The sequence below is a fragment of the uncultured Cellulomonas sp. genome, assembly GCF_963527515.1.
Classification (GTDB): Bacteria; Actinomycetota; Actinomycetes; order Actinomycetales; family Cellulomonadaceae; genus Cellulomonas.
In genome coordinates this window covers 12,940-37,024 of the sequence record NZ_CAURTV010000019.1, presented here as the reverse complement: position 1 = coordinate 37,024, position 24,085 = coordinate 12,940, and the positions used below count along the sequence as shown (strand labels likewise).

At 72.2% G+C, this 24,085-nt stretch carries 17 protein-coding genes; 7 read left to right on the top strand and 10 right to left on the bottom strand.

Annotated features, from left to right (window positions below; genetic code table 11):
* Positions 1 to 70: 70 nt before the first annotated feature.
* Positions 71 to 1,072 carry a 2-dehydropantoate 2-reductase N-terminal domain-containing protein gene (locus RYN42_RS07510; RefSeq protein ID WP_315095079.1) on the top strand — a complete coding sequence of 334 codons (1,002 nt, stop codon included), beginning with the start codon at positions 71 to 73 and terminating at the stop codon, positions 1,070 to 1,072.
* A gap of 9 nt (positions 1,073 to 1,081) precedes the next feature.
* Here RYN42_RS07510 and RYN42_RS07505 read toward each other — a convergent pair whose 3' ends face one another.
* A complete protein-coding gene (locus RYN42_RS07505) occupies positions 1,082 to 2,572 on the bottom strand; it encodes a helix-turn-helix domain-containing protein (protein WP_315095078.1) in 1,491 nt (496 codons plus the stop codon).
* 118 nt (positions 2,573 to 2,690) lie between these two features.
* On the opposite strand from RYN42_RS07505, the gene RYN42_RS07500 reads away from it, so the two are divergent.
* Positions 2,691 to 4,565, top strand: coding sequence for a phosphoenolpyruvate carboxykinase (GTP) (locus RYN42_RS07500; RefSeq protein WP_399552425.1), 1,875 nt, complete (start codon positions 2,691 to 2,693; stop codon positions 4,563 to 4,565).
* A gap of 140 nt (positions 4,566 to 4,705) precedes the next feature.
* Positions 4,706 to 4,933, top strand: a complete 228-nt coding sequence (locus RYN42_RS07495) for a tautomerase family protein (protein WP_315095077.1) — start codon at positions 4,706 to 4,708, stop codon at positions 4,931 to 4,933.
* Between the two features lie 62 nt (positions 4,934 to 4,995).
* On the opposite strand, the gene RYN42_RS07490 is transcribed toward RYN42_RS07495, so the two are convergent.
* Positions 4,996 to 11,034 (bottom strand): LamG-like jellyroll fold domain-containing protein, encoded by a 6,039-nt coding sequence (locus tag RYN42_RS07490; RefSeq protein WP_315095075.1) that lies wholly within the window; start codon positions 11,032 to 11,034, stop codon positions 4,996 to 4,998.
* Positions 11,035 to 11,537: 503 nt separating this feature from the next.
* Between RYN42_RS07490 and RYN42_RS07485 the strand changes: the two genes are divergently transcribed.
* The gene (locus tag RYN42_RS07485; RefSeq protein ID WP_315095073.1) at positions 11,538 to 12,557 is read left to right on the top strand and encodes a hypothetical protein; all 1,020 of its coding nucleotides are present in this window, start codon (positions 11,538 to 11,540) and stop codon (positions 12,555 to 12,557) included.
* Here RYN42_RS07485 and RYN42_RS07480 read toward each other — a convergent pair.
* From RYN42_RS07480 to kduI, 7 genes are all read right to left on the bottom strand, one after another.
* Positions 12,469 to 13,965: an aldehyde dehydrogenase family protein gene (locus RYN42_RS07480; RefSeq protein WP_315095071.1), complete on the bottom strand. Its 1,497-nt coding sequence runs from the start codon at positions 13,963 to 13,965 to the stop codon at positions 12,469 to 12,471. The genes RYN42_RS07485 and RYN42_RS07480 overlap by 89 nt on opposite strands.
* Positions 13,966 to 14,008: 43 nt before the next feature.
* Positions 14,009 to 15,001: an ABC transporter permease gene (locus RYN42_RS07475; RefSeq protein ID WP_315095069.1), complete on the bottom strand. Its 993-nt coding sequence runs from the start codon at positions 14,999 to 15,001 to the stop codon at positions 14,009 to 14,011.
* Positions 14,998 to 16,542: a sugar ABC transporter ATP-binding protein gene (locus RYN42_RS07470; protein ID WP_315095067.1), complete on the bottom strand. Its 1,545-nt coding sequence runs from the start codon at positions 16,540 to 16,542 to the stop codon at positions 14,998 to 15,000. The genes RYN42_RS07475 and RYN42_RS07470 overlap by 4 nt, the downstream gene beginning before the upstream one ends.
* Positions 16,539 to 17,546 (bottom strand): ABC transporter permease, encoded by a 1,008-nt coding sequence (locus RYN42_RS07465; protein WP_315095066.1) that lies wholly within the window; start codon positions 17,544 to 17,546, stop codon positions 16,539 to 16,541. Before RYN42_RS07465 ends, RYN42_RS07470 begins: the two co-directional genes overlap by 4 nt.
* Complete coding sequence (locus tag RYN42_RS07460) at positions 17,543 to 18,628, bottom strand: sugar ABC transporter substrate-binding protein (RefSeq protein ID WP_315095064.1); 1,086 nt, start codon at positions 18,626 to 18,628, stop codon at positions 17,543 to 17,545. Before RYN42_RS07460 ends, RYN42_RS07465 begins: the two co-directional genes overlap by 4 nt.
* A gap of 107 nt (positions 18,629 to 18,735) precedes the next feature.
* Positions 18,736 to 19,494, bottom strand: coding sequence for a 2-dehydro-3-deoxy-D-gluconate 5-dehydrogenase KduD (kduD, locus tag RYN42_RS07455; protein ID WP_315095063.1), 759 nt, complete (start codon positions 19,492 to 19,494; stop codon positions 18,736 to 18,738).
* A complete protein-coding gene (kduI, locus tag RYN42_RS07450) occupies positions 19,491 to 20,273 on the bottom strand; it encodes a 5-dehydro-4-deoxy-D-glucuronate isomerase (RefSeq protein ID WP_315095062.1) in 783 nt (260 codons plus the stop codon). The genes kduD and kduI overlap by 4 nt, the downstream gene beginning before the upstream one ends.
* Before the next feature lie 204 nt (positions 20,274 to 20,477).
* Here kduI and RYN42_RS07445 point away from each other — a divergent pair, with 204 nt between their 5' ends.
* From RYN42_RS07445 to RYN42_RS07435, 3 genes are all read left to right on the top strand, one after another.
* Positions 20,478 to 21,266 (top strand): IclR family transcriptional regulator, encoded by a 789-nt coding sequence (locus tag RYN42_RS07445; RefSeq protein ID WP_315095061.1) that lies wholly within the window; start codon positions 20,478 to 20,480, stop codon positions 21,264 to 21,266.
* A 10-nt stretch (positions 21,267 to 21,276) separates the two neighbouring features.
* Complete coding sequence (locus RYN42_RS07440) at positions 21,277 to 21,792, top strand: DUF4334 domain-containing protein (RefSeq protein ID WP_315095060.1); 516 nt, start codon at positions 21,277 to 21,279, stop codon at positions 21,790 to 21,792.
* Positions 21,793 to 21,856: 64 nt separating this feature from the next.
* Positions 21,857 to 22,561: a hypothetical protein gene (locus RYN42_RS07435; RefSeq protein WP_315095058.1), complete on the top strand. Its 705-nt coding sequence runs from the start codon at positions 21,857 to 21,859 to the stop codon at positions 22,559 to 22,561.
* A 12-nt stretch (positions 22,562 to 22,573) separates the two neighbouring features.
* Here the strand turns inward: RYN42_RS07435 and RYN42_RS07430 are convergent, their stop codons facing one another.
* Positions 22,574 to 24,046, bottom strand: coding sequence for a glutamate synthase subunit beta (locus RYN42_RS07430; protein WP_315095056.1), 1,473 nt, complete (start codon positions 24,044 to 24,046; stop codon positions 22,574 to 22,576).
* Positions 24,047 to 24,085 lie beyond the last annotated feature (39 nt).

Sequence of the window (24,085 nt, the reverse complement as noted above, 5' to 3'; positions counted from 1 at the left end):
CCGACGCCTGCCTGCCCGTCCAGGCGATGGGCAGTGTGACGTACCCGACGCGCGTCCGTACGGTGGGCCGGTGCGTCACATCATCATCGGGACAGGTGCGGTCGGCGGCGTCATCGGCGGGCTCCTGGCGAGCGCCGGCAAGGACGTCGTGCTGGTCGCCCGCGGAGCGCAGCTCGACGCCGTGCGCGCCGCGGGGCTCGAGGTGGCGACCGCTGCGGGGACGGTCCGCGTGAGGCCCGCGGTGGCGTCGGGTCACCAGGAGGTCGACCTGCGGCCGGACGACGTGCTGGTCCTCGCCGTCAAGAGCCAGGACACCGCCGACGCCCTCGCCGCCTGGTCCGATCGGCCGGTCGCCGGCGGCGGGACGGCCGCGGAACGGCTCGCGGTGGTCTGCGCCCAGAACGGCGTCGACAACGAGCGGGCCGCCCTGCGGCGGTTCGCCCGCGTGATCGCCATGTGCGTCTGGCTGCCCGCCACCTACCTCGAGCCGGGCAGGGTGTCGGCCGGAGGGGTCCCCGTGCCCGGCATCCTCACCGTCGGCCACGCGGCGACCCCGCCCGCGCCCGGTGACGGGCTGCTCTCCGGCTACGCGGGCGATCTCGTCGACGCCGGGTTCCGCGCACCCGTGGCTGCGGACGTCATGGCCTGGAAGTACACGAAGCTGCTCACCAACCTCGCCAACGCCGTCGAGGCCCTGTGCGGCTCGCTCCGGGACGACGACAGCCGCGCTCTGGCCGCCCGCGCGGACGCCGAGGGCCGGGCAGTCCTGCGCGCCGCCGGCATCACCACGCTCGACGACGCCGCGCACGACGCCGCGCGCAGCGGGTTCCGCGTCGAGCCGCTGCCCGGCCGCGAGCGCGGCGGCGGGTCGACCTGGCAGTCCCTGGTGCGCGGCACCGGCTCGATCGAGTCCGACCACCTCAACGGGGAGATCGTCCTGCTGGGCAGGCTCCATGGCGTGGCCACGCCGGTGAACGCGGTCCTGCAGAGACGTGCCCGCCTCGCGTCGACTGCTGGCCTGCCGCCGGGCGGCACCACGGCGGCAGCGCTGCTGGCGGAGGCGGACCGCTGAGGTCCCGGCTCAGGCCTGGCTCTCGCCACCCCGCTGAGGGGCGTGCCGGTCGAGGAAAGCGAACACCTCCCGGGCGTCCACCCCGGGGAACGCTCCGGTGGGCAGCGCGGTGAACACCTGCTGGTGGATCCGCGCGCTGGGCCACGACGCGTCCTGCCAGCGGGCGACCGCCGACGCCGGCGGACGACGGCAGCAGGCCGCGTCCGGGCAGGTCGACTGGTGGCGGACCTTGGTGTCCCGGCCCCGGAACCAGGTCGCGGACGTGAACGGCACCCCCACCGTGAGGGCCATCTGGCCGGTCGTGCCGGAGCCCGTCTGCGTCGAGCACCAGAACGTGCCCGCCGGGGTGTCGGTGTACTGGTAGGACTCCGACGTGCGGTCGCGCCGGGTCAGGGCCCGCCGCACCCCCCAGCTCCGGCACACCAGCTGGCCCTCGATCGCGCCCGTCACGTCCGTGGGGAGCGGGAGCCCGTCGTTCGCGTAGGCGCGGTAGATCGCACCGTCGCCGCCGATCCGCACGAAGTGCACGGGGATGCCCAGGTGGTGGGTCGCCAGGCTGGTGAACCGCTGTGCGGCGGCCTCGTGGGTGACCCCGAACGCGTCCCGCAGGTCCTCGATCGCCAGGTCCTTGTCCTTCTTGGCCTGCTGGAGGTGCTCGACGGCGGCCGTCTCCGGCATGAGGCAGCAGGAGGCGAAGTAGGTGATCTCCATCCGCTGGCGCAGGAACACGTCGTAGGAGGTGGGTCGCTCGTGCCCCAGCACGCGGTGCGCGATGGCCTGCAGCGCGAGCGAGCGCAGCCCGTGCCCGCCCGGGATCGACGCCAGCGGCAGGTAGACCCGACCGTGCTCGAGGTCCGTGACGGTCCGGGTGGAGCTCGGCAGGTCGTCCGTGTGGATGATGGCGAACCCGAGCTGCTCGGCCATCCGCGACACCGCACGGTGCGTGAGCGCACCCGAGGAGTACCCCGCCCTGCGGGCCATCGCCTCGGCCACCCGCTCGATCTCCGGCAGGTAGTTGTCCCGTTGCTGTCGCTCGAGCCGGATCTGGGTGTTGGCGCGGCGGGCCTCCTCCGGCGTCGCGACGGCCTCGAGGTCGCGCCGGGCCAGCTCGGCGTGCAGGCCGACCAGGTGCTCGAGCACGGGCAGGGGCAGGGAGCGACCGGGCCGCACGGCGGGCAGCGCGAGCCGCTCGAAGCCCGCGGACCGCTGCGCACGCTCGAGCGCGATCTCCAGCGCGGCCCGGCGCGACGGGGGCTCCGCGTCGAGCAGGTCGGCGACTGCGACGCCCAGCGCCTCTGCCAGTGCGCGCAGCAGCGCCAGGCGCGGTTCACGGTGCCCGTTCTCGAAGAGTGAGAGGAGGCTCGGCGTCACGCCCACCTGGCGCCCGAGGGCGTCGAGCGTCAGACCGCGGGCGGTGCGCAGGTGCCGGAGGCGGCGTCCCAGCGTGAGCGCGTCCGGAGCGCCGTGCGGGTTCGCGTCCTCGCTGGTCTCAGTCGCCATGGTGTGACTGTAGGTCAAGAACCGCTAAAATTGACAGGTGCTGATCGCAGCAGGGTGGAGGTCCTTGACGTGACGATGGGTCTGACGGATACGCCGCCGCCCCGAGGAGATCACGAACATGACGTCGCTGGCCGAGTCGCCCGCCCTCATCCACCCCACCACCACGCTCCCCGACGTCAGCGCGGCCGCCGTGCGGGGAGACGTCCACGAGTGGGTCGACGCGGCGGCTCGGGTGCTCCAGCCGGACGCGGTGGTGTGGTGCGACGGGTCCGACGACGAGCGGCAGGGTCTCGTCGCGCAGATGCTGGCCGGCGGGACGCTGCTGGCCCTCGACCCGACGCTGCGGCCCGGCAGCTACCTGGCGCGCTCGGACCCGGACGACGTCGCCCGCGTCGAGTCGCGCACGTTCGTGTGCCCCCGGGACCAGGCGGACGCCGGACCCACCAACAACTGGCGCGAGCCGGAGGCGATGCGCGCCGAGCTCGACGTGGTGTTCGCCGGCGCCATGCGCGGCCGGACCATGTACGTCGTGCCGTTCTCGATGGGGCCGGTCGGTGGCCCGTTGTCCCAGGTCGGCGTCCAGCTCACCGACTCGCCGTACGTGGTGGTGAGCATGCACGTGATGACGCGGGTCGAGCGACGGGTGCTCGACCTGGTCGAGGCCGGCGAGCCGTTCGTCCCGGCCGTGCACTCGGTCGGGGCGCCCCTGGACCGCGGCGCCTCCGACGTGCCGTGGCCGTGCAACCCCACGAAGTACGTCGCCCACTTCCCCGAGACGCGCGAGATCTGGTCCTACGGCTCCGGCTACGGCGGCAACGCCCTGCTGGGCAAGAAGTGCTTCGCCCTGCGGATCGCGTCGGTGATGGGACGCGACGAGGGCTGGCTGGCCGAGCACATGCTCCTCATCCGCCTGACGTCGCCGCACGGTCGGCGGTACCACATGGCCGCCGCGTTCCCGTCGGCGTGCGGCAAGACGAACCTGGCGATGCTCGTGCCCACGCTGCCGGGCTGGACCGTCGAGACGATCGGCGACGACATCGCATGGCTGCGGCCGGGCGCCGACGGCTCGCTGCGCGCGATCAACCCCGAGGCCGGGTTCTTCGGGGTCGCCCCCGGCACGGGAGCGGCGACCAACCCGTCGGCGATCGAGACGATCAGCCGCGACACGATCTTCACCAACGTGGCGCTCACCGACGACGGCGACGTCTGGTGGGAGGGGCTGACCCCGCAGGCGCCGGAGCACCTGGTCGACTGGACCGGCCAGGACTGGGCGCCCGGGTCCGGCCGCCCCGCCGCCCACCCGAACTCCCGCTTCACCGTGGCCGCCGCGCAGTGCCCGACGATCGCGCCCGACTGGGACGACCCGGCCGGCGTCGCCCTGGACGCCATCGTGTTCGGCGGGCGCCGCGCCACCAACGTCCCGCTCGTCGCCCAGGCGCAGAGCTGGGAGCACGGGGTCTTCATGGGCGCGACGATCTCGTCGGAACGCACCGCCGCCGCCGAGGGCCAGGTCGGTGAGCTGCGCCGCGATCCGTTCGCCATGATGCCGTTCTGCGGCTACGACATGGCCGACCACTGGGCGCACTGGTTGCGCATCGGGGCGGAGCTGGACCGCGACCACCGTCCCCTCGTCTTCCAGGTCAACTGGTTCCGCAAGGACGAGCAGGGCCGGTTCCTGTGGCCGGGGTTCGGGGAGAACTCCCGCGTGCTGGCGTGGATGGTCGACCAGGTCGACCGCGCGCGGGGTCTGCGCACCGACGTCGGCGCCGTGCCGAGCCCCGTCGGCCTGCTGCCCTCGCCGGGTGCGCTGGACACTCGCGGCCTCGACCTCGACGACGCCGCGCTGGCACAGCTGTTCGACGTGCACGCGGACTCCTGGACCCGCGAGGCCGAGCTGACCGAGGAGTTCTTCGCGACGTTCGGCGACCGCGTGCCCCTCCCGCTCCGGGACCAGCTGGCTCGCCTGCGGGAGGCGTTAGCACGAACGTCGTGACGCGTCATGGATGTGAACCGACTCCACACTGTTGAACGTCCGCGGCACGCCGCCTAGGATGGCCGTGTTCACATCAGCGAACCATGGTCGTGCATGTGGACCACGCTCCCCGCGAAGCACCCAGGAGAGGGATACCGCCCATGCCCAACATCACCGTCGAGCTGCTCCGGGGCCGGACGCTCGAGCAGCGCCGCGCCTTCGCCCAGGCCGTGGCCGACAGCGCGGTCGACATCCTGGGCGCACGCCGCCAGGACGTCCGCATGGTCTTCACCGAGATCACTCCCGACATCGTGGCCAACGGCGGGATCCTGGCCAGCGAGGACGCCAGCCGCGCGGGCGTCGTGGCCGCGCTGGACGACAGGGCCTGAGCAGACAGCAACGGCGAGGCGGGCCCGGAGGAACATCCTCCGGGCCCGCCTCGTCTGTCGGGCTAGCGCCTCACCTTGATCGTGAGGTCCTTCTTCACCGTCTCGGCCACGGAGCTCCCACGGTAGGTGACCGTGACCTTGAGGTCGCCGACCTTCGTCGCCCTGGCCAGCTCGACCGCCACCGCACCGCCGCCGAGGGTGCGGACCACCGAGCTCCCGCCGGCGACAGCCACCGCGACCGTGCCCGTGACCGGGACCCCGTCGGGTGCGGACACGGTCACCTGCACCACAGGGCGCGCACCGACCTTCACCTCGGAGGGCGCCTGGACCGCGAGCGTCGGCGTGGCCTTCTTGACCGTCACCTTCACGGTCGCCGCCGACGCCTTGTGCTTCGGGTCGCCCCCGTACTCCAGCGTGAGCTGGTGCGTCCCCGGCGGCAGCGACGTCGCCGGCAGCGGGATCGTGGCCCTACCCGCCGACAGGGTGCCTGACCCGAGGACGCGGGTTCCGAGACGCACCGTCACGGTTCCCGTGGCCGTGGTCGGGGTGACGGTCGCGACGACCGACCCCGCCGTGCCGTAGGTGTACGTCGCCGCGGACCCTGTGACCTTGGTGGTCGCCGGTGGCGTCGGGACCGCCACCGCGATCGTGAGGTTCTTCACCACCCGCTCGGCCAGGCTGCTCCCCCGGTACGTCACCGTGAGGTCCAGCACGCCGACCTCGGTCGCCGTGGCGAGCTCGAGGACCACCTTGCCGTCCTTGAGAGTGCCGCTCACCGTGTTGTAGCCGGCCACGTCGATCCTGACCGAGCCGGTCACCGGGACGCCGTCCGCTGCCGAGAGCACCACGGTCACGCTCGGCCGCGTCCCCGGCGCCACCTCGGTCGGTGCGGTGACCACCATCGTCGGGGTGACCTTCTGGACGGTCACCGCCACGGTCCCGGTCGAGGGAGCGTGCGTCGGGTCACCGGCGTACTCCAGCGTGAGCTGGTGGGTGCCGGGGATCAGCGACGTCGCCGCGAGCGGGATCGTCACCGTCCCCGCCGACAGCTCGCCCGACCCGAAGGTGCGGGTGCCGAGGAGCACGGCGACCGTCCCCGTGGCCGTGGTCGGGGTGACGGTCGCGACGACCGAACCCGCCGAGCCGTAGGTGAACGACGCCGCCGATCCTGCGACCGTCGTCGCCACAGGTCCCGGGTCCACGTCCTCCTCCACGGTGATGGTCACCGCCACCGGCGCCGAGTCGAGCGACCCGTCGTTCGCCGTGTACGTGAAGGTGTCCGTACCGAAGAAGTCGGCCACAGGGGTGTAGGTGAAGGAACCCGGAGCCGCGAGCGCGACGGTGCCGTGGGCCGGCTGGGTCGCGTTCGTCGCCGTGAGCGGGCTGCCCTCGGCGTCCGTGTCGTTGGCCAGGACGCCCGGAGCCGCGACCGTGAGGGGATCACCCTCGGAGGTCGTGAAGGAGTCCGCGACCCCGACCGGAGCCGTGTCGGGCGACGGCGGTCCCTCGAACAGGTCATCGATCTGCTCCTCGGTCAGCGCGTACCCGAACAGCTGGAGCTCGTCGACCAGGCCGTCGAACCGTCCGTCGGGCCAGCTGGTGCCGCCCACCAGGTTGGCGGTCGTGCTGCCGGCCACCCCGACATCGCCCATGTCGAGCGTGAAGTCGGTGCGGGTGGCCTTCAGCACGCCGTCGAAGTAGATCCGCCCGGTCGTGCCGCTGTGGGTGTAGACCACGTGCGTCCACTGGTTCAGCGGCAGGTCGTTGCCGGCCCCCAACGTCAACCGCTCCTGGGCGGCCACCCCGGCCTTCTTGAAGGTCGCGGCGAACCCCGTGGCACCGGCGGCGTTGGTGTTCGACTGCAGCAGGAAGAACGTGTCCGTGCTGCTCCCGATCTGCAGGAGCGGCACCCACGCCGGCAGGACGTCCGGCCGCGCCCACACGGACACGCTGAACTCGTCGTCCATGCCGTCCTGCACGTTGTCCGGGAGCCTGGCCTGGTTGCCCGTGGCCGAGCCTCCGCCGGGCAGCGACAGCGCGGGGCCGAACCTGCCCTCCGCTGACCAGCCGGCCGCACCCTGCAGGGTCGCCGACCCGATGGACTGGTCCAGCCCGGTGTTGGCGGCCGTGGTCCCGGTGCCCTCGTCGAACGTGTACCGGATGGGCACGCCCGATCCCGGGGGTGGCCCCTGGACCGTGTGAGCGATCGTCGCGGCCGAGTCGCGCCAGCCGTCGGCTGCCGCGAACCGGACCTCGACCTGGTGGTCGCCCCGGCGCAGCGTGAGCTCCGGGAACGTGACCGTCCCGGCTGCCAGCGTCTCCGGCGAGCCGACGGCTGTCCCGTCCACCCACAGCGCGGCCGTGCCGCCGGCGGGCTGGCCGTCCTCACCCTCGACGGAGGCCGTGAAGGCCACCGGCTCCGCGAACGGCGACGGGGAGGCCGGGTCGGCCGTGACCGTCGTCGTGGTCCGCAGCGCCGTGCCGTCGTCGTACAGGGCCGACACGTCGTCCGCGGACAGAGTGGACGTGTACAGGCGCACGTCGTCCATGAGCCCGTCGTGGGCCGGGTCGGGGTACCCGTTGCGGCCCAGCCAGTTGTTCGACGTCGGGCCGACGTCGGCCAGGTCGATCGTGAGGTCCGTCCGGCTCGCGACCGCGGCACCGTTCAGGTACAGCGTGCCCGTCGCACCCTCCCGGGTGAACGCCACGTGGTTCCACGTGCCAGCCACCACGTCCGTCGGCGGGGTGGCGTAGACGCGTTCTTGCAGCGCGCTGCCCTTCGCCTTGAACGTGGCGGCCAGCCCGGTGCTGCCGGCCGCCTGCGTCTGCATCTGGATCTGGAAGAAGCTGCCCGCGCCCTCCAGCCCGTCGCCCAGGTGGAACAGACCGATCCAGCTCGCCTTGGTGTCCGGACGCACCCAGAACGAGGTGGAGAAGCTCTCCGCGCCCTGGAGCAGGTTGTCCGGCAGGTCGACCGCGTTGGCATTCGAGCCCCCCGGCAGGTCGAGCGCTCCGCCGAGGACGCCTGACGACGACCACCCTGCGGTGCCGGTCAGCGTCGCCGCGCCGATCGACGCGTCGGAGCCGGTGTTGGCTGCCGAGGTGCCCTGACCCTCCTCGAACTCGTAGTGGACGGGTACGTCACCGACGCCCGGGTCCACGCCGATCACGACGAGGTCGTCGATCACCAGCCCTGCGCCGCCGGCGCCGGTGAGGCTCAGCGACTCAGCGCGTGCCGAGGCCGTGAACGTGCCGACGTACGTGCCGAACGTGATGGCCCCGCTGCTCTGCGAGGGCGCCTCCGTCGTGAGCGTGGTGCTCAGGTCACCGACCGAGAGTGCGGCCGTGCCCGGCCCCGACCCTGCAGCCGACCGGCTGTCGCGTGCGTAGCGCAGCGAGACCCGGTACTCGCTGCCGGGCTCGAGCCCCGTGAGCGTCCGCTCGAGGCTGCCCGAGCCGCCGAGCGCCAGCTGGTACCCGGTGAGTCCGAGACCACCCTGGCCGGGCGCGGTGCCGCGCACGAGCTGGACCTGGGTGCCGACCGTCCACGGCGTCATCCGCCCAGTGCCCGCGGCCACGTCGACGACCGCGGCGGGGTTGCCGCCGCGCCAGTCGACGGGCAGCCGCGGGTACTCGAACTGGTCGACGACCTGCGGGGTCCGCTTGTCCATCGCGACCTCGGGGTCGATGTCCACGATGGACGCGACCGACGGGGTGCCGTCCGCGTCGAAGACGAACAGCATGTACGCGCCGGGAGGTGCGTAGGTGCCGTCCTGCGGAGCGGTGATGGTGACCTCGCCCGACCCGGGGACCTGGCTGAACTGCAGGTCCTGGAAGTTCTGGTCGTTGTTGAAGCCGTGCGTGACCGAGCCGTTGCGGACCAGCGTCACGCGGGAGACGTCACCGGACGCGGTGATCCCGAACGTCCCGTCGTAGCCGATGGCCTCGGGCGCGGCGGTGATCTGCGGCCGCTGGGCCGGCTCCTCGCCGTCGAACAGGTAGGCCGGCGAGTAATACTCCACGTCCGTGTAGTTGCGCGGGCCGGGAGCACCACCGCCGCCGATCATCACGCGACCGTCCGGCAGGAGCAGCGCCGCGGAGTGGTACAGCCGGGCGTGCTCGTACGGCGCCTCGACGGTGGTCCACTCCCCCGTCTCGGGGTCCCAGATCTCGGCGTTCGTGACGTAGCCGCCGTTGCCGTTGTTGTCGCGGCTGCCGCCGGTGACGATCACGTCGCCGTCGGGCAGGACCGTCGAGGTCGCCCAGTGGCGCTGGTACGTCATCGGCTCGGTCGCTGCGATGACCGGGGTGGCCGCGCCACCGGTGATGTCCACCGTGAACGCGGCGCGCGCGCCCTCGGGACCGCCACCGTTGGCCCACCAGCCGCCACCGACCTGCAGGATCTTGCCCGGCCGGTACATGGTGGCCGTCGAGGTCGCACCGACGGGGTTGCCGTCGGCGCCCTGGTTGGCGATGCCGGCCGGCAGGGTGCCGCGCAGCGTGAGCTCGCCCTCGCCGCCGTTGCCCTGCGGGTCCAGCTCGAACATCTGCGTGCCGCTGAGGTTGAACAGCGTGCCGCTGCCCGGGGTCACGAACGCGCGCGGGTACCACCAGCGGTTCTCGTCGGCGCCGGCGTGGTCGGCACCGCCGTCGCCGTACGCCACCGGGCTGGTGGCGCCGTCGAGGGTCTTCCAGCCGCTGCCGTCGTCCGGCGTGTAGATCTCCGGGGTGAGCACGCCGGGTCCGCCCGGTCCGCCGCGGAGGCTGCCGCCCTGCACCACGATGTCGCCGTTCGGCATCGTCGTGCCGGTCGGGTACCAGCGCGGGAAGTTCATGGGCGCCTCGTTCTGCAGCCCGTTGTTGGTGCTGTAGCTGGTCACGCCGATGGCGGCGTCGTTGGGTGCGTTGCCGCCCAGGCCGTCGTCACCGCCGACGGTCATCGTCGAGTGGTCGTGCGCGTTCTGCACTTGCATCGAGCAGAACAGGTCGGTGTACGTGGTGTTCGGCAGGATGCCGCTGCGCAGGTTGGCCAGGGTGCGCTCCTGCGCCGGGTCCCAGACGTCGACCTCCATCTGACCGCCCTGCGAGATCGAGCTGTCGCCGGTCCAGTCGTACGGCGTGGTGTCCGTGCCCCAGCCGCCGACGCTCCCGAAGGACTGCACCGTCCCGTCGGACGTCAGCGCCATGTTGATGGGCATCAGCGGCCACGGCGTCACACCGCTCCAGGCGCCGTTGACCTCCTTGGACGGAGCCGAGCAGTCGGCCTGCACCAGGCCGGACGCGTAGGCCAGGCCGTTGCGCATCTGGGTGCGGATGACCGGCTCGGCGTACGCGGTGCCCTCGTGGCCCATCGCCGAGTACCAGGACCGACCGTTGTCGATCTCCTGGCACCACGTGATCGGGTGCGAGGTGCCCTGACGGCCGCCGCCGTAGGAGGCCTCGTCGGCGAGGAGGAGCGTGCGCACGTGGGGGGCGGGGTTGACCGTCCAGTCGTACCACTCGTCGCTGCGGGTGAAGCTCGCCGGGACGCCTGCCGTCAGCGGGTGGTTCACGTCGCTCACGACGACGCGGCCCGGACGCACGGCGGGGTTCTCCGGGTGGCCCTCCGACATGGCGCCGACCAGACGGGCGTAGAACGGGTTGACGTCGTGCTCGCTCTGCCCCACCGACCAGCCGGCGTAGTGCAGGCCCATGAAGCCGCCACCGCCGCGGATGTAGGCCTCCAGGGCCGCCCGCTGCGCCGCGTCGAAGAGCACGCCACCGGTCTGGGCGAACACCATCGCGTCGACCGTCGCCAGGTTCGCGGTGGTGAACGCCGCGGGGTCCTCCGTCTCCTGGACCTCGAGGGTCTTGCCGTACTCGGTGGACAGCTCGGTCGCCAGTTCGCGCACCGCCTGGCGCGCCTGCACGTGCGAGGCGTGGAAGTTGGGCTTGTAGAAGAGCAGGACCCGGAGGGTCTCGTCGTCCCCCGGCGCCGCGGAGGCCGCGACGGCCATCGCCGGGACACCGACCGCCAGCGCCGCCGCCAGCGCGACGAACCGCAGGACCGGACGACGGCGACGTGCGGTCCGCACGTGGGCTGATCTGCGTAGCAGGTTCATCTGGGGATCCCTCGGTCGTCGGCTCGGAACAGCGCAGCGACGGGTCCGACGGTGCACACCGGCGGGCCGCGTCATTTTGGACCGTAGTGGCGCAGAATGCACATGTGCAAGAACCTGGTCCTGATTTGTGAACAATTGCTCGACAACGTTCACGTCTGTGAACCACCAGATATCACCGGCTCGGGTCGCGCGCGGCGATTCCGCGAGATCGGGGGTTCCGCGCGAGATCGAGGGTGCGAGTGCACGAGGTGGCGTCAGACGCACGATCTCGGCGGGCCGCCCACCGCCCCGCCTGGCGAGGCCCCGTCCACCGCAGTCCCCGTCGACGCGTGCCGGGCCGGCGGGTCGGCCGCACGATCGGCGCCGTGCCTCTCCGACCAGGTTCTCTCCCGCCCGTCCCGCTGCCGCGCCCGGCGGTGCACCTTGCCCGCGATGTCCCGCGCGCCGTGGTCGCCGCACACGTGCGAGACGGCGAGTGGCGACGGGTCGCGCGGGGTGTCTACGTGCCGACGGACGGTCCCTCGTCCGCCCGGTCCGACGCGCTCGCCCGTGTGGTCGGACTCCACGCCCGGCTCACCGCGCCGACCTGCTTCAGCCACACCTCCGCCGCCGTGCTGCACGGGCTGCCCCTGTGGGAGGTGGGCATCGTCATCCACGTCTACCAGCCGTCGTCGGCCAGCGGGGACTGCTCGCCGCAGATCGCCCGGCACGCTCCGTACCCGCCGCCGCAGGACGTGATCGTTCTCGACGGCATCCGCGCCACCACGCTCGGACGGACGGCATGGGACTGCGCGACGAGCCTGCCGCCGCTGGGCGGGCTCGTCATCCTCGACGCCGCCCTGCGCGCCGGCCTGGACAGGGCAGAGCTCGACGCGCGGGCGGCCGCCGCAGCGGGTCGTCGCGGCTCGGTGCGCGGCTTGGCCGTCCTGCAGATCGCCGACGACGGCGCCGAGTCCCCCTGGGAGACGGCCTGCCGGTTCGTGCTCGTGCGCGCCGGCCTTCCGGTCCCGCAGACGCAGGTCCCCGTGCAGACGAGGCTCGGCACGTTCTGGGCGACCCTGGGTTGGCCGGAGTGGAAGGTGCTGCTCGAGTACGACGGCCGCACGAAGTATGCCGACCGCCCCACCGAGGAGCTCGTCCGCGAGAAGCGACGCCACGACGCGGTCGTCGACGAGGGCTACCGGCTGCTGCGGGTCACCCACGAGGACGTCCGCCACCCGACCACCCTGGTCAGCCGGGTCGCGGCGGCGCTCCCGACGTCGGTGAGACCGCCCTCCGCCCCCGCCGAGAGCTGGGATAGCCGGCGCCCATCCCCGCCGGACAGGCGAGACCGTGGGTTCGGCACGAGATCGGGGATGCGAACGGACGATCTCGTGCCGAACCCTCGATCTCGTTGCGCCACGCCTGCGGGCGGGGCGGGAGGTGAGGGTGAGGTCAGCGGAGCTCGGCGATCACCGTCTTCAGCTCCGTGTAGTCGTCCAGGCCGAAGGAGCCCAGCTCGCGACCCCACCCGGACTGCTTGAACCCGCCACGCGGCAGCGTGACGTCGTCGGCGTGCCAGGTGTTGAGCCACACCGTGCCCGCCCGCAGCCGTGCGCCCACGCGGTGGGCGGTCCCGATGTTCTGCGACCACACGCCCGCGGCCAGGCCGTAGACGGTGTTGTTGGCGGCTGCGACCACCTCGTCCTCGGTGTCGAACGGGATCGCGGTGACCACCGGGCCGAAGATCTCGTCGGTCTGGACCGCCATCTGCTCGGTGACCGAGGTGATCAGGGTCGGGCTGACGAAGTAGCCGCGATCACGCGCGGGGTCGGTGCTGCCCGCGCTCAGGACTGCCCCGTCGGCGACGGCACCCCGGATGTAGCCGAGCACCTTGTCGAACTGCTCCTGCGACACCAGCGGACCCATGTGCGCGCCGACCTCGAAGCCGTCCCCCACGGTGATCGCGCGGGCTGCGGCGGCGACGCCGTCGACCACCTGGTCGAAGACGGCACGCTGGACGTAGAGGCGCGAGCCGTTGACGCAGCACTGCCCCTCGTTGAAGTAGCCACCCAGCGTCGCACCGGCCACGGCGGCGTCGAGGTCCGCGTCCGCGAAGATGATGTTGGGCGCCTTGCCGCCGAGCTCCAGCGACACCTTCTTGAGGTTGACCGACGCCGCGGCGGCGATCTTCTTGCCGACCTCGGTGCTGCCCGTGAACGCGACCTTGTCGACGCCGGGGTGGTCGACCAGCGCGGCGCCCGCGTCCCCGAACCCGGGCAGGATGTTCACGACGCCCGCGGGGACGCCCGCCTCGAGCAGGAGCTCCCCCAGCCGCAGGGCGGTCAGCGGAGTCTGCTCGGCCGGCTTGAGGATGACGGTGTTCCCCGCGGTGATCGCCGGGACGATCTTGAAGCAGGCCATGAGCAGCGGGAAGTTCCACGGCACGATGCCCGCGACGACCCCGATGGCCTCGCGGCGCGTGTAGGCGTGGAAGGACCGGCCCGGCACCGACATCGGGATGGTGGTCCCCTCCATCTTGGTGGCCCACCCGGCGAAGTAGCGGAACAGCTCTGCCGCGGTCGCCACGTCCCCGTCCCGGGCGGCCTCGACCCGCTTGCCGTTGTCCAGGGCCTCCAGCTGCGCGAGCTCGGTGGCGTGGGCCTCGATGAGGTCGCCGATGCGCCACAGCAGGTGTGAGCGGTCGCGCGGCGTGAACCGGGACCACGGCGAGGGGGACTCGAACGCGTTGCGCGCCGCGGAGACGGCCCGGTCGACGTCCACGGCGGACGCCTGCGCGACCTGGACCAGGACCTCCTCGGTCGACGGGTTCACGGTGGCGAAGGTCTTGCCGTCCTTCGCGTCCATCCACTCGCCGTCGATCAGCAGCTGCTTGGGCGACGAGAGGAACGAGCGGACGGCGGGCAGGAGGGTGGAGGTGTCGAGCGACATGGTGGCCTTCCAGGAGAGACGTGGAGCGGTTGAGAGACGACGGCTACTTGATGATCGAGACCTTCGATCGGTCGAGGGTGAGGGCCACGGCGACGACGATGATCGCGCCGTAGAGGATCTGCTCGTAGGCCGACGAGACGCCTACCGTGGAGAGACCCACGCGGAGCAGGGTGACGACGAGCGCACCGGCGAGCGTCCGCCAGAGGCTGCCGTGGCCGCCGGTGATGGCGGTGCCGCCGACGACGATGGCTGCGACCGCGGGCAGGAGTAGCGAGTCCGCGACCGTGGGGCTTCCGCTGTAGTTGCGGGCCACCAGGAGCACGGCCGCGAGCCCGGCGCACGCTCCCGAGACGCAGAACGCCCCGATCTTGACGGCGTCGACCGGCACGCCGGCCAGCCGCGCAGCGGGCTCGGAGAAGCCGGTGGCCTTGATGTAGCTGTCCAGCGGGGTCAGCTTGATGATGATCGCGAGCACCGCCACGACGGCCACGGCGACGACGACGGCGGTGGGCACCCGTCCTGCGACATACAGGTTGGCCCAGCGGATCGGTGCGTCGTCGACGACCGGGACCGTGCCCGCGCCGGACACCACGAGGGCGATCGCGGAGAAGATGCTCATCCCGCCCAGCGTCACGATGAACGACGGGATCCGCAGGAACACGTGGAGCGCCCCCTGCAGCGCGCCGAGAGCGGCGGCCACGCCGACGACCGCGAGCGTGCTGAGACCACCCAGGCTCGGCAGCCAGAGCGCGAGGAACACGCTCGACAGCGAGGCGAGCGCCGCGACCGACAGGTCGATGCCGCCGCACAGCACCACGACCGTGGCGCCCGCGGCGAGCACGGCCAGGGGGGCCGCGGTGTTGACGACGGCCGTGAGGCTCTTCTGCGTGAGGAAGCCGGGGTCGGCGATCGCCAGGGCGACCACCAGCGCGAGCAGGGCGATCACCGGCATGAACGCGGTCACGCGCGCACCGACGGTGGGACCGCCCCTGACGGCGTTGTCCGTCGCCGGCTTGGTCATGACGGGGGTGCTCACACCATCTCCTTGACGAGGTCGAGCGGGGTGGGCTTGCTGCCCGACGGGCAGTCCATCTCCGCCGTGATCCGGCCGTCGCTCATCACGACGATCCGGTCGGCCATGCCGATCGCCTCCTCGAGGCTGTCGGCCAGCAGCAGGGTGGCCACCCCGGTGTTGGCCAGCTCGCGCATGAGCTTGTAGACCTCCGAGCGCGCTCCGATGTCGAGGCCACGGGTGGGGTGGTCGAGCAGGAGCAGCCGGATGTCGCCGCCCACCAGCCAGCGGGCCAGGACGACCTTCTGCTGGTTGCCCCCGGACAGTCGCTGGATGGGGGTCCCCCGGTGCGGCGTGCGGATGGAGAGCCGCGAGATCCAGCTGTCCACGATCGACGCCTGCTTGACCGGCATGACCAGTGGCCCGGCGCACCGGACGCCCTGCTTGGTCAGGGTCATGTTGTCGGCGACCGACATGGGGCCGACCATGCCCTCGATCTTGCGCTCGGCCGGCACGTAGCCGACACCTGCGGAGCATGCCGCCCGCGTGCCGGACAGGTCGAGCTTCTTCCCGTCGAGGGTGACCTCGCCGGCCAGCGTCTCCTCGGCACCGAACAGCGCGCGGCACACATCCTCCCGCCCCGAGCCGTGCACGCCGACGATCGCGAGGATCTCCCCCGCCGCGATGTCCAGGTCGACGTCGCGGAACGACGGGCCGCGCAGGCCGCGCACGGTGAGTCGAGGGCGAGACTCAGGGCGTGCGATGGAGCTGTCGTGGTAGTGGTCGTCGGACCCCGTCGACCCGATCATCAGGCGGTGCAGGTCGCCCGGCACGGCGCCCGCGGTGGGGACGTCCCCGACGGACTGGCCGCCGCGGAGCACCGTGACCCGGTCGCACACCTCGAGCACCTCGTCCAGCCGGTGCGAGACGAAGATGACCGAGGCGAACTCCCGCAGCCGTCGGATCTGCGTGAACAAGGTTTCCACCTCGCCGGACTCCAGCACCGACGTCGGCTCGTCCAGGATGATCACCGGGGCGTGCTGGGTGCGCTGCTCGATGCGCAGCACCTTGGCGATCTCGACCATCTGCCGGTCGGCGAAGCTGAGCGTGTCCGTGCGGGCGAGCGGGTCGATGCTCGACCCGATCTTGTCCAGCTGCTCCTGCGCCAGCCTGCGCATGGTCTCCCAGCGGTAGAGCCCGCGGCGGACCCCCGGCCCCTCGCTGCCGAGCACGATGTTCTCGGCCGCAGTGAGGTTGGGCACCAGCGACTGCTCCTGGAACACCATGCCGACACCGTGGTTCGCTGCGTCCACGACGCTGCGCATCCGGACCTTCTCGCCGCGCACATAGATCTGTCCCGCGTCGGGCCGGACCAGACCGACGAGCGCCTTGAGCAGGGTCGACTTGCCCGCGCCGTTCTCGCCCGCCAGACCGAGCACCTCGTTCTGGTGGACGACGAAGTCGACCCCGTCGAGCGCCTTGACGCCCGGGTAGTGCTTGACCAGGCCGCGGACCTCGAGGGCGGGCAGCAGGGGGCTGGACTGGTTGGCGAGTTCGACGCTCACTTGACGACCTGGTTCCTGTGGCGCAGCGGCACGGCGGCCGCGGCGACGGCGATGACGACGATGAGGCCCTGCACGCCGCCCTGCCAGTACGGGCTGACCCCGACCTGCACGAGGCCGTTGGTCAGGACGACGATCAGCAGCACGCCGACGGTGGAGTGCAGGACTCCTCCGCGGCCGCCGGTGAGCAGGGTGCCGCCCACGACGGCGGCGGTGATGGAGGAGAACGTGAAGTCGGCGCCCGCCTGCACCAGCCCGGCACCGAGCTGGCTGGTCACCATGACCGCGCCGAGCCCGTAGCGCGCGCCAGCCAGCGTGAACACCGCCACCTTGTACGGCGCGACCCGCACGCCCGACAGCCCGAGCACCTCCTCGGCACCGCCGATGGCGTAGGCATAGCGCCCCAGCCGGGTGTACCGCTGGATGAGCCAGCCGACGAGCACGCACGCCGCAGCGATCCAGGTGAGGTAGGTGAACCCGAGGAGCCGGTCCGTCGCCCAGCTCTCGAGGGCGGCGTCGGTGATGTTCGGCTGGACGCCGGCGAACAGGAGCGTCGCGATGCCGATCCCGATGGCCGAGACGCCCAGGGTGGTCATGAACGACGGGACCTTGAGGAGCATCAGCAGCACGCCGCTCAGGCACCCGAGCGCCGCGCCCAGGGCGATCGCGATCGCGATGCCGAGGAACCCGAGGTCGTTGCCGTTGCGGTTGTTCTCGACCAGCAGCGCCACGGTGATGGCCGACGTGGCCATCACCCCGGCGGCGGACAGGTCGATCGAGCCCATCAGCAGCACGAACGTGGCGCCGCAGGTGACGACGGCCAGGACCGAGGCCGCGTCGAGGATGTTCTGGACGTTGCCCAGCGTGCGGAACTGCGCGCTGAGGAGCGAGAAGACGATCACGATCACCATGAGGGCGACCGGAGGACCGGCGTCCCGCAGGGACACCCCCCGCCGAGGCTGGGGGCGCGCCGCGACGACGTCCTCGGCGGGGGATGTCAGGGTCACGACAGCGAACCGGCCACTCGGTTGAAGACGTTGTCGCACTCGAAGTCGGCAGGGTCGGTCTTCGGGGTGAGGTAGTCGGCGACGTTCTCGTCGGTGATGAGGAACTGCTCGGCGAAGAACGCGCGGTTCTCGTCGGCGATGTCCTCGACCGCGAGCTCACCGGTCGCGACGCAGTAGCCGATGGCCAGGCCGATGCCACCCTGCCACGGGCCGTCGCTCGAGACGGTCGCGGTCATGGTGCCGTCCTCGATGGCGGTCAGGGCGTCGGGGACCGCGTCGATGCCGACCACGGCGACGTCGGTGCGTCCGGCCTGCTCGAGCGCCTGCAGGGCACCGAGGGCCATGTCGTCGTTGGCGGCCCAGATGCCCTTGACCAGGTCACCGTGCTTGGTGAGCAGGGTCTCGGTCACCGCCAGGGCTTCCTGGCGGGAGAAGTTGGCGGTCTGCTGGTCGAGCAGCTGGACGCCCGAGTTCTCGGCGAGCGACTCCTCCAGCCCGGCGAACCGGTCCTTGGCCGCCCCGGTGTCGAGGATGCCCTGCAGGGCGATGATGCCGCCCTCGCCGCCGATGGCCTCGGCCAGCGCGTCGCCGATCTGCTTGCCGGACTCGATTCCGTTGTACGTGATGTGGCTGAGCCAGGTGTCGTAGTCGGCCGGGTCGAGGTCGGCCGGCTTGTTCCACTGGGTGACCAGGAAGGCCCCCGCTGCGTCGGCGCCCTCGACGATCGGCTTGGTGTCCGCGTCTCCGTTGGGCAGCACGTTGAGCACGAGGCAGTCCGTGTCGCCCGCGAGGACCTGGCGGATCTGCTCCTGCTGCTTGGTGGACTCGCCGTCGTACGTGAGCCGCTGCTGCTCCAGGCCGACCGACTCGGCGAACGCGTCGCCGCCGTCGAGCCAAGACGCCTCGTAGGGGTTGGACTCGTTGCGGACCTGGCCGACCAGCTTGACGTCGGCGGGGTCGCACGACCCGGTGGCGGCCGTAGGGCCTTCCTCGGCGCTGGACGCCTCGGTGCAGCCCGTCAGGGCCAGGGCCGCCAGCGACAGCCCGAGCAGCGCGGCGGCGGAACGTGGGGTGCAGATCATCGTTGATCCTCTTCCGTAGTGCCAGAAACTCCGGCGGGACGATTCCGAGAGGGTGGTGCGTGAGGCCGCAGGCCGCGGCGTCAGGAACGTCGGCAGTGCCAGCTCGGTCAGCGCGCCATCCAGCCCCCGTCCACCACGAGCACGTGCCCGTTGACGTAGTCGGCTGCCGAGGAGCTCAGGAACACGGCGGTGCCGGCGATGTCGTCGGGAGTGCCCCAGCGTCCGGCCGGGATCCGCTCGAGGATCGCACGGGCGCGGTCGGGGTCGTCGCGCAGCGCCTGCGTGTTGTCGGTGGCCATGTAGCCGGGCGCGATCGCGTTGACCTGGACGCCGTGCGGGCCCCACTCGTTGGCCAGGGCCTTGGTGATCCCCGCGACGCCGTGCTTGCTGGCCGTGTAGGAGATGACGCGGATGCCGCCCTGGAAGGAGAGCAGGCTCGCGATGTTGACGATCTTCCCGTGCCCGCGCTCGACCATGGCTGCCCCGAGGTGCTGGGTGAGGAAGAAGGATCCCGAGAGGTTGACGTCGAGCACCCTGTTCCAGGAGTCCTGGGTGACGTCGACCGTGTCGTGGCGGTCGATCACGCCGGCGTTGTTCACCAGGATGTCGACCTCGTACCGGGCAGCGAGCTGCGCGCCGACCGCCGCGACGGCGGCGTGGTCGCCCAGGTCGAGCTCGACGACGTCCACGTCGCGGCCGAGGTCCCGGACCGCCTTCTCCGTCTCGACCTGGCTGCCGGGACGCCCGACGAGGACGAGGTCGGCACCTGCCTGCGCGAGGCCGAGCGCGACACCGCGGCCGAGGCCGCGACCGGCGCCCGTCACCACGGCTCGCCTGCCGGACAGGTCGAAGGGCGAGCGGGTCACAGCTGCTCCAGGGGGACGGGCGCGAGGTCGGTGTACTGCGTGTTCTCGCCGGCCATCGCCCAGATGAAGGCGTAGGAGGCGGTGCCCGCGCCGGCGTGGATGGACCACGGGGGCGAGATCACGGCCTGCCGGTTGCCCATCACGAGGTGCCGGGTGGCACCGGGCTTGCCGAGGAAGTGGAAGACCCGGTCGTCGTCGGCCAGGTCGACGTAGAGGTAGACCTCCGTGCGGCGGTCGTGCAGGTGCGGCGGCAGCGTGTTCCAGACCGACCCGTCGGCGAGGACCGTGACGCCGAACTGCAGGGTCGCCGTCTTCAGCTCCGAGCCCCAGGCGTAGCGGTACAGGCAGCGCTCGCTGGCGCCCTGGGCGGTGCCGATGGACACGCCGCTGACGTCGTCGTGCACCAGCGCGGTGGTGGGGTAGGTGGCGCCGGCGGCTGCGGACACGAAGTAGAACGCGGCGTCCGCTCCGGTGAATGCGACCTCGCTGCCGCGGCCGACGTACAGGCCGTCGAGGTGACCGAGCTCGAACTTCTCGCCGTCCACGAGGACGTGCCCGGTCTCCCCCACGTTGACGACGCCGAGCTCGCGGCGCTCCAGGTGCGAGCCGGTGCCCAGGACCTCGGTCCACGCCGGCAGCGCGAGCCGCTCATGGCCGGGGACGGCGCCCCCGACGACCATCCGGTCGTCATGCGTGTAGACACCGTGCACCTGACCGGTCTCGAACAGGTCGTCGACGAGAAAGTTCTCCCGCAGGTCCGCGGTGGGTGCTGTCTCCACACTCGACGGCGATGTCGAATAACGGACCTGGATCACGTGTGCTCCCTGTTTCATGAACTGTGTTCGTCTATGTGAACCGCGAACGTACACGTGACCCACCCCACGGTCAAGGGAGGGAAGTCCGTCCATGTATGTGGACGAGCGGGTACAGTCGGAGGAACGCTCCGCGCGTGCAGGATGCGCGGAAGATCAGGAGGCCCTGCGATGCAGTCCCCGAACGCGATTGCCACCCTGGGCGCCGCCGGCCCCGTGAAGTCGGCCGCCCGCGCCCTGGACCTCCTCGACGAGATCGCGGCCAGCGGACCCGGGACCCAGCTGCAGCTGTCCACCCGGCTGGGCATCCCCAAGAGCAGCCTGCACGCACTCCTGAAGACCATGACCGACCGCGGCTGGCTCGAGACCGACCAGACCGGCAGCGTCTACCAGCTGGGGATCCACTCGCTGGTGGTCAGCTCCGCGTACCTGGCCGGCGACCCGGTGCTCGCGCGCGCCCAGGCGATCATGGACGAGATCGCCGGCGCCACGGAGGAGACCGTCAACCTCGGCCGGCTGGCCGGCAACCAGGTCATCTACACCGCCAAGCGGGAGTCCGTGCACCCCCTGCGCATGCACTCCCCCGTCGGCCGGCGCCTCCCGGCGTTCTCCACCGCCCTCGGCCGGGCGATCCTGGCCGAGAGACCCACGGACGTGCGGGCGCGGCTGGTGCCCCCGACGATCGCGCGGATCACCTCGCAGACGGTGACCGACCGGGACGCGCTGCTCCAGATCATCGACGACGCCGCGCGGCTGGGCTACGCCACCGAGAGCGAGGAGTCCTGCATCGGGGTGCGCTGCTTCGGGGTGGCGCTGCCGTTCGCCCGCCCCGCGGTGGACGGTGTCAGCGTCGCCGTGCCGATCAGCCGCCTGGCCGGTCGCGAGGACTTCATCATCGAGACGCTGCTGAGCGTCAAGGCGCGGCTGTCCCCGGAGTACGACCACAGCATGGTGCGCTGACCTGCGGCTCATGACCGAGACTGCGCTCGAGCGGTTCGACACCCTGCCTGCCGTGACGACGGAGCACCTGCGCGGACTGTGGCGCGGCTCGCCGGTACCGACCGGGCACCGGCTCGACGGCGTGCTGGAGCGGCTGGGCTGGTTCGGCAAGCGGTTCGACGACGACGAGCGGGTCCAGCCGCTGGTCTTCCGCTCCCGACGCGGCCTGACGAGCATCAACCCCGCCCTGGTCCCCTTCGCGGTGGTGCTGCGGGCGGCTCCCCTGCTGCGTACCCCTGTGGCCGCCGGAGCGTTCGCCGTGGCCCGCCCGCTCGTGTCGACGCGGCGACCCCGCGCGCGCCTGCGTGACGTGCGCTACCGCGGCGTGGTGTCGGCGGCGATGGTCTACGACGACCTGCCCGTCATCGACGCCTTCCGCGCCGTCGACGACGACACGGTGCTCGGCGCCATGGACTGCCGCGGCATGGCGCAGCCGTTCCTGTTCCAGCTGCACCGGGTCGGCGCGGACGCACACCAGGAGACCTGACAGGCGCAGCGGTGTCGGTGCCTGCGCCTACGGTGACGGCCCCACCGCACACACCGGAGCGCCGATGCCCAAGTCCCCTGCCGAGACACTCGCGCTGATCCGCACGCTGCTGGCGATCGCGGACGGCGGCTCGCCGCACCAGCCGGAGCGTGAGCTCGCCCGGACACGCGCCGAGAGGCTCATGCTGCGGCACAGCGTCGACGAGGCGCAGGTCCGGATGACGAGCGAGCGGGCACGTGAGCCGGTCCGCACCGACGTCTCGGTGACCGGCTCCTGGGTGGCGGACCGGATCGAGCTGCGCAACGCCGTCTACGGCGCGTTCGGCTGCCGACCGCTACGGGTGCGGCGCGGGAACGGCACCGAGTTCGTGGCGTTCGGGTTCGCGGCGGACATGTCGATGGCGGCTGTCCTCGCCGCGTCGATCGAGCCGCAGATGCTGGCCGAGATGTACGGCCACGGCGGGACGGTGAGCGACAAGCGCACGTTCGCCGCCGGCTTCGCCACGACCGTGGCGGACCGCCTGCGCAGGTTCTACGCGGAGGTGCTGACCGAGGCGCAGACCGAGGGCACGTCGAGCGAGCTCGTCCTGGCCGCGCGGGAGCGCGACGTGGATGCGGCCGTCGCCACCGCGTTCCCCCACGTCCGTCGCACGATGCGTCGACTGTCGGGTCGGGGCTGGGCGGCGGGCGCAGCGGCGGGCGCCCGCGCGGACATCGCCGTGTCGGAGCGCTCGGTGTCCTCGGCCGGGGCCCGCACGCTGGGGCGGTGACGGTGCAGACCGTCAGGGCCGGAGCGCCCCGGTGCTCGCGCGGATGGGCGACGGCAGCTCGGTGATGCCCGACAGGTAGGTGTCGACCGCCGCCGCGGCGGACCGGCCCTCGGCGATCGCCCACACGATCAGCGACTGACCTCGGCCGGCGTCGCCCGCGACGAAGACGCCGGGCACGTTCGTGGCGAACTCGTCGTCCCGCGCCACGGTCCCGCGCTCCGTGAGGTCCACGCCGAGCTGGTCCAGCAGCGACCCGCGCTCCGGGCCGGTGAAGCCCATGGCGAGCAGCACCAGCTGCGCAGGGATCTCGTGCACCGACCCCTCGACGGGCGCGAACCTGCCGTCGACCAGCTCGACCTCGACCAGGCGCAGCGCGCGGACGTGCCCGTCCTCGTCGGCGAGGATCTCCTGCGTGCTGACGGCGTAGACCCGCTCGCCGCCCTCCTCGTGGGCGCTGGCCACGCGGTAGACCATCGGATACGTGGGCCACGGCTGGCCGGCGGGACGCTCCTGCGGCGGGCGCGGCATGATCTCCAGCTGCGTCACCGACCGGGCGCCCTGGCGGATCGCGGTGCCGACGCAGTCCGCGCCCGTGTCACCGCCGCCGACCACCACGACGTCCCTGCCCGTCGCCACCGGCTGGTCCGCCACCTGCTCGCCGAGCGCGACCCGGTTGGCGGGCACCAGGTACTGCATCGCCTGCAGCACTCCACCGGCGTCCCGGCCGGGCACGGGCAGGTCCCGCGGGACCGTCGCGCCCACCGCCACGACGACCGCGTCGTACCGCTCGCGCAGCTGCTGGCCGGTCACGTCCGTCCCCACCGAGACGCCGTTGTGGAACCGGGTGCCCTCGGTCTCCATGAGCGCGAGACGGCGGTCGACGTGCCGCTTCTCCATCTTGAACTCAGGGATCCCGTACCGGAGCAGCCCGCCGGGCTTGTCGGCGCGCTCGTAGACGGCGACGGTGTGGCCCTGCCGGGTCAGCTGCTGGGCGGCCGCGAGCCCGGCCGGTCCCGACCCGACGATCGCGACGGTCTTGCCGGTCATCCACTGCGGGAGCTGCGGCCGGACGAGGCCACGCTCGAACGCCTCGTCGGCGATGGTGACCTCGACGTTCTTGATCGTGATCGGCGGCTCGGTGATGCCGAGCACGCACGCCGTCTCGCACGGGGCGGGGCACAGCCGCCCGGTGAAGTCCGGGAAGTTGTTGGTCATGTGCAGGCGGTCGCTCGCGTCGGCCCACTGGCCCCGCCACACCAGGTCGTTCCAGTCCGGCACGACGTTGCCCAGGGGGCAGCCGTTGTGGCAGAACGGGATGCCGCAGTCCATGCAGCGACTCGCCTGGCGGGTGATCATCGCGAGGTCGTCCGGGTGGCCGGCGCGGTGGGCGTGCACCTCGTGCCAGTCCATGATGCGGACGTCGACGGGCCGGTCCGCCGGCAGCTCGCGCTGCCGGGTCCGCAGGAATCCCCGGGGGTCCGCCACGTCGCCGCCTCCTCGTGCCGGATCTCGCGCGCGACGTGC